At 71.8% G+C, this 10,554-nt stretch carries 7 protein-coding genes; 5 read left to right on the top strand and 2 right to left on the bottom strand.

All coding sequences use genetic code 11. From position 1 onward, the window contains the following. Positions 1-717 precede the first annotated feature (717 nt). A complete protein-coding gene (locus tag AB0H54_RS30305) occupies positions 718-2,796 on the top strand; it encodes a thioester reductase domain-containing protein (RefSeq protein ID WP_357350009.1) in 2,079 nt (692 codons plus the stop codon). After that, positions 2,793-3,860, top strand: a complete 1,068-nt coding sequence (locus AB0H54_RS30300; protein WP_357350007.1) for an alpha/beta fold hydrolase — start codon at positions 2,793-2,795, stop codon at positions 3,858-3,860. The genes AB0H54_RS30305 and AB0H54_RS30300 overlap by 4 nt, the downstream gene beginning before the upstream one ends. Here AB0H54_RS30300 and AB0H54_RS30295 read toward each other — a convergent pair. Then, positions 3,843-4,847 carry a Gfo/Idh/MocA family oxidoreductase gene (locus tag AB0H54_RS30295; RefSeq protein ID WP_357350005.1) on the bottom strand — a complete coding sequence of 335 codons (1,005 nt, stop codon included), beginning with the start codon at positions 4,845-4,847 and terminating at the stop codon, positions 3,843-3,845. The genes AB0H54_RS30300 and AB0H54_RS30295 overlap by 18 nt on opposite strands. 41 nt (positions 4,848-4,888) lie before the next feature. Here AB0H54_RS30295 and AB0H54_RS30290 point away from each other — a divergent pair, with 41 nt between their 5' ends. Next, complete coding sequence (locus AB0H54_RS30290; RefSeq protein ID WP_357350003.1) at positions 4,889-6,178, top strand: glycosyltransferase; 1,290 nt, start codon at positions 4,889-4,891, stop codon at positions 6,176-6,178. A gap of 13 nt (positions 6,179-6,191) precedes the next feature. Beyond that, positions 6,192-7,388: a glycosyltransferase gene (locus AB0H54_RS30285; protein ID WP_357350001.1), complete on the top strand. Its 1,197-nt coding sequence runs from the start codon at positions 6,192-6,194 to the stop codon at positions 7,386-7,388. 12 nt (positions 7,389-7,400) lie between these two features. Here AB0H54_RS30285 and AB0H54_RS30280 read toward each other — a convergent pair whose 3' ends face one another. Beyond that, entirely contained in the window at positions 7,401-9,863 is a 2,463-nt protein-coding gene (locus tag AB0H54_RS30280) for an FAD-dependent monooxygenase (protein ID WP_357349999.1), read from the bottom strand. Positions 9,864-9,983: 120 nt separating this feature from the next. Here AB0H54_RS30280 and AB0H54_RS30275 point away from each other — a divergent pair, with 120 nt between their 5' ends. After that, positions 9,984-10,553 (top strand): helix-turn-helix domain-containing protein, encoded by a 570-nt coding sequence (locus tag AB0H54_RS30275; RefSeq protein WP_357349997.1) that lies wholly within the window; start codon positions 9,984-9,986, stop codon positions 10,551-10,553. Position 10,554: the final 1 nt, after the last annotated feature.

Genomic DNA, 10,554 nt, shown 5'->3' with positions numbered 1-10,554 from the left:
CAGGACGATGTGACCACGGCCCGCAACCCCACTGTCGACCGGCGCGCCCGCGGCGAGTCCATCGACAGTGGCGCTACGGGAATGGATGTAGCCGCACTGTTGGCCCGCGTCGGCGTGCACAGCGGCGAGCCACTCGCAGGTGCTGACCACCCAGACGCCGCCGCGCCGCGCCGCGCCGACTCGCCTGAGGTCATTGAGTGTTCGCACGACACCACGGACGCCGCCGGGCCGCGCCGTACCGACTCGGCTGAGGCCTTTGAGTACTTGCGTGACACCACGGATGCCGTCGGGCCGCGGCGTGCCGACTCGGCTGAGGCCTTTGAGTACTTGCGTGACACCACGGATGCCGTCGGGCCGCGGCGTGCCGACTCGGCTGAGGCCTTTGAGTATTCGCGTGACACCACGGATGCCGTCGGGCCGCGGCGTGCCGACTCGGCTGAGGCCATCGAGCACTCGCGCGACACCACGGACACTGCCGCGCCGCGGCGTACCGACGTGGCCGCAGCTATCGGGCACTCGACTGACATCAGGGAAGCCGCCGCGTCTGGCCGCATTGGCGGGACCGAGGCTGTCGGGCTGTCGGCTGGCCCCTCGGGTACCGCTGACCTGAGCCGTCTGGGCGAAACCGCGGCCGACGAGCAGTCGGACACCACGGACGCCGCCTGGCGAACCACATCGAGCGCGAACGTCCACGTACGAGCCGTCGATGTCGACGAGGTGGCCGAGGCAATCGCGGCCCTGGCCGATCGGTTCGCCGCATCGCCGGTCGGCGTCGACACCGACTTCTTCGACGCCGGAGGAACTTCCATCGCCGCTGTCGAATTCGTCGCGGCACTGGCACGTGAGCTCGATATCCACCTCGACCTCGACACGGTGTTCTTCGATGCGCGACCGCGACGACTGGCGCAGCGCTGGTTGGCCGAAAGGACCGACCGGCCTTCGTCTTTCCGCGAGCCCGTCGAACCGTCGACTGCGGAATTGCCCATGTCCGGCGACACCGACGACCTCGCCCTGCTCTTCGCCGACCTGGCCGGGGCGGACCGCCTGCCGGTGGTAGCAGCGCCGGAACCGGTGGTGCCCCGCCGGATCCTGCTGACCGGGGCGACCGGATTCCTCGGCAGCCACCTGCTGCTCGACCTGTTGCGGCACAGCGACGCCCACGTCGTCTGCCTGGTCCGCGCCGACGACGATGCCGCCGCGGCCCACCGGCTCGAGCACGCCCTGCGGGGCTACGCCCTGCCGTGGTCACGGGAGATCCTGCGCCGGGTCACCCCGCTGGCCGGCGACCTGCGCAGGCCGCGGCTCGGTCTCACCGCCGCGCGGTGGGACACCCTGGCCGCCGAGATCGACGCGATCGTCAACGCGGGCGCCGCGGTCGACTTCCTGCGCGGGTACCCCTCGCTCCGCGGCACGAACGTGCACGGTCCGCTGACCCTGGCCGAGCTGGCCTGCGCGACGCGATCCAAACCGCTGCACCACATCTCGTCGCTGGCGGTGTTCAACGGCTCGACCGCCACCACCCTCGCCGAAGACGCGCCGACCGCCAACGTCGCCGCCCTGCCCATCGGCTACGACCGGTCGAAATGGGCGGCCGAGGCCCTGCTGCGGCGGGCGGGCGAGCACGGCGTCACGGTGACCGTGCTGCGTCCCGGCGGCATCGGCGGCCACCCCGAGACGGGCGCGCACAATCCGCGCGACCTCAACACCGGCATCACCGCGGCCCTGCTGCGGTTCCGTACCGTCCCCGGTTTCCGGTATCTGAACGCGGCGCCGGTGGACTGGGTCAGCCGCGTGGCGGCGCAGATCGTCCTCACCCCGGACGCGTGGGGCCAGACCTATCACCTCACCGGACCGCCCACCTCGCTCGATCAGATCATGGCCGAGACCACGGTGGGCGGCCTGGGCGTCCGCGTCCAGGACTGGGCTCGGTGGTGTGCCGACGTGGTCCGGGCGATCGAGGACGAATCGATCACGGAACTGGAGCCGCTGGCCCAGGTGCTGCGGAGCCCGGTCGCCCGGCGGCAGTTGGCCGCGATGGTGGACACCCCACCCGCGACGGCGACCCGCACCGAGGCCTTCGCCGCCGCCCACGGCCTGCCCGCGCCCGGCCGCGCTGGTCCGGCACGCGCCCGGATGCTCGCCGCCATGGCCGAGGTGGCCCCGGCGGGCGACCACCCGTACCTGCGATTCCACGAGACACTCAGCGGAACCGTCACCCGGACAGGGGAATCCGTGCCTTTCCCGTGTGAACTGCGGCTGACCCTGTCGGTGGCCAACAGCGCCCAGGTCTTCGCGGCGCGCACCCTCGACGTCACCGGGGAGCTCACCTGTCCCGCCCTGCACGACGAACCATTGCGTGTCGACGGGACCGCCACGGTCCGGCCGCACGAGGGAATCCCGCTGCCCGACGAATTGCGGCACCCGATCATGCGGTACCAACTGACGCTGCGTGATCCGGCCGGCGGCACCTGGTGGTGGACCGGCCACAAGTTCGCCGCCGCCCGGCGCCGCTTCGTCCGCCAGCTGGGTACCCAGGTGATCGAACTCGGCCGCGTCGGCGAACCCGGCTCCTACACCGGCGAGGTCGCCGTGCCGATGCACACCTACCTGCCCGACCAGATCGACGGCATCGAGATCGATCCACGACTACCCGAACGGCAGCGGCGGCTGGCGAAGATGCTGTGGCTCAGCTGGTTCGGCGGGCAGCTCGGCAAGAGCCTGATGGAGCCCCTGTTGCGCGTCGGCATCGACCTGCTCGACCTGCGCCGCGCCCTGCGGAAGGAACACCGCCGATGAGCCAGACCCGGGTGTCCGGCACCGAATCCGAGACGATCACGGTCCGCACCGCCGACGGACTCGACCTGCGGCTGCGCCGCGTCGGCCCAGAGGGCGCGCCCGCGGTGCTGCTGGTGCACGGGCACGGGGTGTCCTCGGAGATGTTCGCGCTGGCCGAGATCCGCAATCTGGTCGACGTCCTCGCCGACGCGGGCTACCAGTCGTGGCTGCTGGACTGGCGCGGCAGCAGCCGCCTGCCCTACAACGTGTCCGGTCCGCCCTACACCCTCGACGATGTCGCGCTCTACGACCTGCCCGCCGCGGTCGCCCGCGTCCGGGAGTCGATCGGCGACCGTCCGCTGTTCGCGGTGGCGCATTGCGTCGGCGCGCTGGCGCTGGCGCAGAGCCTGACCGCGGGCCTGCTGCCCGGGCTGGCCGGTGTCGTCGCCCAGGGTGTGTTCCTCACCCCGAAGGTCAGCACCTCGACGCGGGTGCGGGTGCTGGTCGGCAGCGAACTGCTCGGCTCCCGCGTCGGCCACCTCGAATCCGACTTCCGCAAGGTGGGACTGTGGTCGCGGCGCACCTTGCTCTACGCGGCCCTCTCGCGCAAGGGCGACTGCCCGGACCCGACCTGCCGGATGGTCCACCACGGCTGGGGGATGGGCGCCGAACTGTTCGCCCACGACCACCTCGACCCGCGCACCCACGACCGGCTGGCCGAGCTGTTCGGCGCGATCCCGCTCTCGGTGCTGCCGCACCTGCGCCAGATGGAGCTGGCCCACGCCGTCGTGCGCTGGAACCTCGACGACGACCGCTACCTGGCCCTGCCCGAGAACGCCCTCGACCACGCCGACCGCATCGACTGCCCGGTACTGCTGCTGGCGGGCAGCCGCAACGCGGCCTGGGTCGATTCCAACCGGCTCTGCCACGAGGTGCTCGCGGTGCGCAACCCCGGTCTCGACGTGCGCTACACCGAGATCCCGTCGTACGGGCACCTGGACACGTTCATCGGCCGGGGCGCGGCGCTCGACGTGTTCGGGCACCTCGTCGACTTCCTCGACGAGCACTCAGCTGGGCAGGCGTAGTGGCAGCCCGGCGCAGCGGTAGACGGCATCGATGACGGACATGGTGACGATCGCGTCGTCCGGGGTGGTGGCCACCGGCGCCCCGCGCAGCACGGCATCGGCGAAGGCGTCGAGTTGGTAGTCGTAGGACGGGCGGCGGGGGAAGCGGCGGACCCGCCTGCCGCGGTCGGAGCGGACGGCGAGCAGATGCCCGTAGTGCGGCAGCACCGGATTCAGCAGGCGCATCCGGCCGCGGTCGCCGACGACGGTCGCGCTGATCCGCAGGACGTCCGAGGACCACATCGAGCAGCTGACGCGCCCGGTGTGTCCGGCCGGGAACCGCAGCTCGGCCGTCATCGCGCGGTCGATCCGGGGATCGGTGTGCGGTTTCGCCCGCGCGGTAACGACTTCCGGGTCCTGGCCGCCGAGCACACGGGCCATGTGCACGGCGTAGCAGCCCGCGTCCATGAGCGCGCCGCCGGCGAGGTCGTAGTCGTAGCGGATGTCGGAGAACTTCGGCAGCGGGAACGACAGCGCGGTCTCCACCCGCCGCAGCGTGCCGAGTTCGCCGGACGCGATGATGTCCTCGGCGGCCCGGATCAGCGGGTGGTAGCGGTAGTGGAACGCCTCCATCACCACGCGGCCGGAATCCCGTGCCAGCGCGGCGATCTCGCGCGCCTCGTCGGCGTTCGCGGTGAACGGCTTCTCGCACAGGACGTGCTTGCCCGCCGCCACCGCGGCCCGCGTCCAGCGTCCGTGCAGGCCGTTCGGCAGCGGAATGTAGACGGCGTCGATCTCCGGCGCGTCGACCAGTTCCTGATAATCGTCGAAGACCCGCGCGATCCGGTGCTTGTCCGCGAAACGCGCGGCCCGCGTGCGATCGCGCGCGGCGACCGCCGCGACGGTGACCTCCGGATGGCGCCGGGCCGGACCCACGATCGCCGCGGGCGCGATGGCGGCGGCGCCGAGAATGCCGATACGGAGCGTGGGGCGTGGGTCTTCGGTCACGAGCAGACGGTAACAACAGATCACGAACGGAAGTCGAGAGTATGCGAATCGCCTTGCTGACCGCCGGAACCCGGGGCGATCACCAGCCCTATCTCGCCCTGGCCGACGAATTCGCCGCCCGCGGCCACACGGTGACGATCACCGCCACCGAGAACTACGCCGAGGTGGTGCGGCGGTCGGGCTTCGAACCGCACGTCATCCCGTTCAATTCGGCCGAACTGCTGGAGTCGCCCGCGGCCAAACGGGCGCTGTCCTCGGGCAAGACCCTGCCGTTCGTGCGGATCATGCTCGATACCGTCAAGATCATGACCGGTGAACGCGGCGAGCGGATGCACCAGGTGCTCACCGAAGCGTGCGAGGGGGCCGACGTGATCGTCTCGTGCGCGTCCACGCTGCCGTGGGCGATGGAACGCGGCGAGAAGACGGGCCAGCGGGTGGTCGGCTGCCTGCCGTATCCGCTGGAGCGGACGCGGGAGTTTCCGTCCTCGTTCATGGTCAAGAAGATGGTCGCGTCGCGGTGGCTGCGGCTGGCCAGCTACGCGGGGTTCGAGTTCGCCTACGGGGTCGCGTATCGGCGGGTGGACCGCCGGGTCAGGGAACTCATGGAACTGCCCGGCGCGCCGCGCAATCCGTTCCGCCGGATCCGGGAGGACGGGATTCCGCTGGTGCACATGGTCAGTCCGGTGCTGCTGCCCAAGCCCGCCGACTGGCCCGAGCGGTCGACCGTCGTCGGTGCGCCGATCCTGCCGCCCCGGCTGCGCGGCGCCTGGGGCGAAGCCGAGCTGGACCCGACGCTGACCGGGTGGCTCGACGAGGGCGAGCCACCGGTCTACTTCTGCCTGACCGGCATGCCGATCCTCGACCCCGTCGGCAGCTGTGACCTGATCGCCGAGGTGTGCCGCCGCCTCGGCGTCCGGGCCCTGGTGACGGTGAAGGGCGAGGGGTACCCGCGCGGCATCGGCTACGACCGGAACCTGTTCGTGCTGGACTCCTTCGACTACGACCGGGTGCTGCCGCGTTGCCGCGCGGTCGTCCACCACGGCGGCAGCGGCAACACCCACGACGTGCTGCGCGCCGGTCTGCCCGCGGTGGTCATCGGCGTGCACAGCGACCAGTTCTTCTACGGCTGGCGCATCGCCGACCTCGGCATCGGCGCGGACTTCCCGTATCCCGCGCTCACCGCCGACCGGCTGCACGACGCCCTGGCCCGTACCTTGACCCCCGGAGCCCGCGACCGGGCGGCGGAACTCGGGCGCGCGGTCGCGGCCGAGAACGGTGTCGGCGCGGCCGCGGACGCGGTGGAACGCCTCGTCGTCGCGGCGACGGCCTGAGCCGGGCGGCCGCGTGCACATCGCCCTGTTCACCGACTTCCACCCGGACACCCTCGGCGGTGTCCAGACCGCCCAGCGCGCCCTGTGCGACGGACTCCGCGGCCGCGGGCACCGGGTGAGCGTCTTCACCGCGCCCGCACCGGGTTCCGGGGACAGCGACGACACGATCCCGCTCCGCACGGTGCCGCTGTCGATGAACAACGGCCTGCCTGTTGTCCTGCCGACCCGCGCCAACCGGCGTCTGCTCGACGCGGCGTTCGCCGAGCGCGGGCCGGTCGATGTCGTGCACACGCTGACCACCTACGGCGTCGGCATCGCGGGCGTGCGCGCCGCCCGCCGCCATGGCGTCCCGGTCGTCCAGAGCATGCAGAGCCGCGACGACACGATGATCGAGAAGTACTCGCCGTCACCGTATTTCGCGGCCCTGACCATGCGGATGCTGCACGGCTGGTTCGTGCCGCTGCGGGGCGACCAACGCCACGACGGCGACGGCCGGACCGCGCGGCTCGCCTGGCGGCCGCTGCTCGCCCAGGCGCAATCGGCCGACCGGGTGGTGGTGCCGACCGAGCACTTCGCGCGCCGACTGGCCGCCCGCGGTGTCGACCGCCCGATCCACGTGGTGTCCAACGGCATTGACGACGCGCTGCTCGATCGCGTCCGGCGGGCCGAGCGCGCGGCACCCGCTACCGGGGCGCCGCTGCGGGTGCTGTGGTGCGGCCGGTTCTCGGCGGAGAAGCGCCCGCTCGAGGCGATCGAGGCCGTCCGCCGGACCGAGCACTGCACGCTCGATGTCTACGGCAGCGGCCCCCTGGCCGACCAGGTCGGCGCGGCGACCGGCGCGGCGGGGGAGCGGGTGCGCCTGCACGGTGCGGTCACGCAGGCCGACATTCTGGCCGCCATGCGCGCGCACGATGTCCTGCTGCTCACCTCCGACTGCGACACCCAGGGCATGGTGCTGCTGGAAGCGGTCGCGACGGGACTGCCGATCGTGTTCTGCGACCCCGAACTGTCCGAAACCGTGCCCGAGGGCGGCGGTGTCCGCACCGGTGATCCGACCGTGCGCGCGTTCGCCGATGTCCTCGGGGCGCTCGCCGGGGACCGCGCGCGCCTGGGCGCGATGCGGGAGGTCCTGGCCGCGTCCGGGGACGAGCCACGCCAATCCCGTCATCTCGACCGCCTGCTGTCGGTCTACCGGGATGCCGCCGGGTGACCGGGCCAGGCGTCAGTCACCGAACCGGAGGGTGACCGCGTCGTCGTCGGCGTAGGCCCGGCAGGCCAGCACCTTGCCCGCCGCCAGGTCGGCGGCGCCGATCGCCAGCAGGGGATCGGGGTCCATCACGACCCTGCCCGACCGCACCGAGGCCAGGCAGGTGCCGCAGGAGCCGCCCAGGCAGGAATAGGGGAGGTCGTCGCGATGCCGGACGGCGTCGCCGAGAATCGGGCGGCCCTGCGGCATCGTGAACACCAGATCGTCTCCGTAGCCGGTGAGCGTTACCTCGCACGGCGGCGTGTCCGGCTGGGCCACGGGGGGTTCCGGCGTGGAGGTCGCGAACAGTTCGAGGTGCACCCGATCGGTGTCGACTCCCCGGGCGGACAGTGCGGTCACGATCGAGCGGGTGAGTTCCGCGGGCCCGCAGACGAACCAGTGGTCGGCGTCGACGGCATCGAGATCCGCGGCGGCGAGGCGACCGTGCCGATAGTGGACATTCCCGGTGCCGGTCGGTGGGTGCTGACGCGACAGGTGGTGCACGACGCGCAGCCGAGCGGGGAATCGGGCGCTCAAGGCGGTCAGCGGGTCGGCCAGCATGGTGCTGCCCTGATCACGGCTGCCGTAGTGCAGGGTGACCGTGCTGGCGGGCTCCTCGGCCAGCACGGTCGCGATGATCGAGACGATCGGCGTGATGCCGCTGCCCGCCGCGACCGCCGCGTAGTGGTCGGCCCGGCCGGAACACGGTGTGGCGGTGAAGGTTCCGGTCGGCTCGGAGACATGCAGCAGCGTGCCCGGGGTCAGCTGGTCACGAGCGAAGTCCGAGAAGGCGCCGCCGTCCTGGTGTTTGACAGCGATCCGTAGACGCCCGTCGCCCGTCGCGTCGCACAGCGAATAGCTACGGCGGATCGGTCGGCCCCGATGGACACCACGGATCACGACGTGCTGTCCGGCCAGATAGGAGTACCGGTCCGCGAGCAGGTCGGGCACCGCGAATTCGATCAGGGTGCTGTCCGGCGTATCCCGGTGCACGGTCGCGACGGGCAGCAGATGGAATCCGGGCGCGGGGCCGGTCGGCAGCGGATCGAAGGCACTGGGCCGCGACGGTGATCCGCTGGTCGAGCGGATGGACCGGAGCCGGTCGGTACCCAGGGCGACGGCGGCTCGGGCCGCACCGGCGAGAACACGCGGCGACAGGACGGTCGCCGGGCCGTCCAGGAGCCCGGCGATGCGGGAGATCTGCTGTCCCAGTGTCGCGTCGCGGGCGCCGAGGGCGACGGCGACCTGGGTCAGTGAGCCGATCGCCCGCAGTCGTGGCTCGCCCTGCGCGTCCACGTGGGGCATGGCCAGGTCGAACAGCCGGGTGATCATCCACGCGTCGTCGACGACGCCGGCCGCGGCGCGGAAGAAACGGGACGCCAGGTCGTGGTCGCCCGCGGCGAGCACCGCGCGCAGTTCCAGCGCCTGGAGCGAGGACACCGTCATGCCCTGGCCGAACGCGGGGCTGAAGCTGCATACCGCGTCACCCAACACCAGCAGACCGTCCGGGAATCGGCGCAGACGCTCGTAGCGGCGCCGCTGATTGGCCAGGTAGCGGTAGGTGCTGATCTCGCCGAGTGGTTCCGCGTCCACCAGCGCCCGGCGCACGTCCGGCGGCGCGACCGAGGCGGCGAAGCGCCAGAACCCGTCGGAATCGGTCGGCGGATGGTCTCCGCCGTAGCCGATGAGGGTGAGGATGTGCAGGCCGTCCTCGATCGCGAACAGGGCCAAGCCCCGGGCGGGATCCCGGCCCGCGATGACGATCTCCTTGTCGCCGACGCTGCCGCCGGGCAGGCGCAGGTAGCGGCTGGCGTACATCATGTCGATCCGCAGGCCCTCCTCGGCGGGGCGGTCGTAGCCGAGCTCGGCGAGCCAGTCGGTGATCGGGCCGTGGCGGCCGAGGCAGCTGACCACCAGGTCGGCGGAGAGGTCGCGGCGGCCGCTGTCGTCTTCGACATCGACTCCGGTGACCCTCCTGTTCGCCGTGTCGGTGGTCAGGGCATGGGCATTCGTGCGGTCGAGGATCCGGACGTTGGCGAGCGCGCGGACGCGCTGCCGCACCCGCCACTCCAGAAACGGCCGACTGGCCTGCAGGAGGGAGTATCCGCCGTCGGACCGGTGCAGGGTGTGCCCGGAGATGGTCATCCGCATCTCGGTCAGGGACCGGCAGTCCACCGCGCCGTCGGCGAGCAGCTCCGCCGTGATGCCGGGGAAGAGCGCCTCGACATTCTGCTTGCCCCGGGCGAGCAGCGCGTGCACGTGCCTGCCCTGCGGGACACCCCGCCGGTCGCCCGGCGTCGAGAGATCGTCGCGCTCGACCACGGTGACGGTGTCGAACGTCTCGCTCAGCACCCGGGCGGTCAGGAGCCCCGCCATGCTCGCGCCCAACACCACGGCATGGCCGCGCCGTCCCCGTTCGAGGCCTGCCCTGGGGTTCATCTGTCCTCCGACTCCGTTGTCAGGTCAGTCCACGCCGACGTCTACGCCGCTCGAACTGATACGAATAGGGAGATTAGTCTCAGTGGTCGAGACCTGGCAACCGTCGGTGTAGAAAGAGACATGGCTTCGACGACCCGATCATCGGACGCGCTGCGGGCGGCGGCCCTCGCGCTGATCGCCGAGAGCGGCCTCGATTCGCTGACCCTGCTCGCGGTCGCCGAGCGGGCGGGGGTCTCGCGCGCGACCGCCTACCGCGAGTTCGGCGACAAGGACGGGCTCGTGGCGGCGGTCGGGCGCGGTGAGATCGCGGCGATGGTCGGGGCCGCCTACGGCGCGATCGATCTCTTCGCGCCACTGCCCGAGGTCGTGCGGTCGGCCACCCTGTTCGCGCTGGCCTACCTGCGAAAGCATCCGGCGTTCGGCTATATCCGGACCAACGAGCCCCGCTGGCTGCTCGGCGTCGCCGTCCAGCACGGCGACGCCGAACTCAATCTGGTCGAGACGGTCGCCGCCCTGGCTGCGCCGCTCATCGCGGCCAGGGCGGGTGACGATCTAGCGCTGCCGCCCGCGGCGGCGGCCGAGGTCGTGGTGCGCATCGTGCTCTCCCACGCGCTGATCGAGCACAGCGCGCTCACCGACGAACAGATCGCGGACACCGCGGCGAGAGCCGTCGTCGCGGGTGGCGCGTAGC

Source organism: Nocardia sp. NPDC050718 (genome assembly GCF_040654235.1).
Lineage (GTDB): Bacteria > Actinomycetota > Actinomycetes > Mycobacteriales > Mycobacteriaceae > Nocardia.
This window is presented reverse-complemented; position numbering and strand designations above follow the sequence as displayed.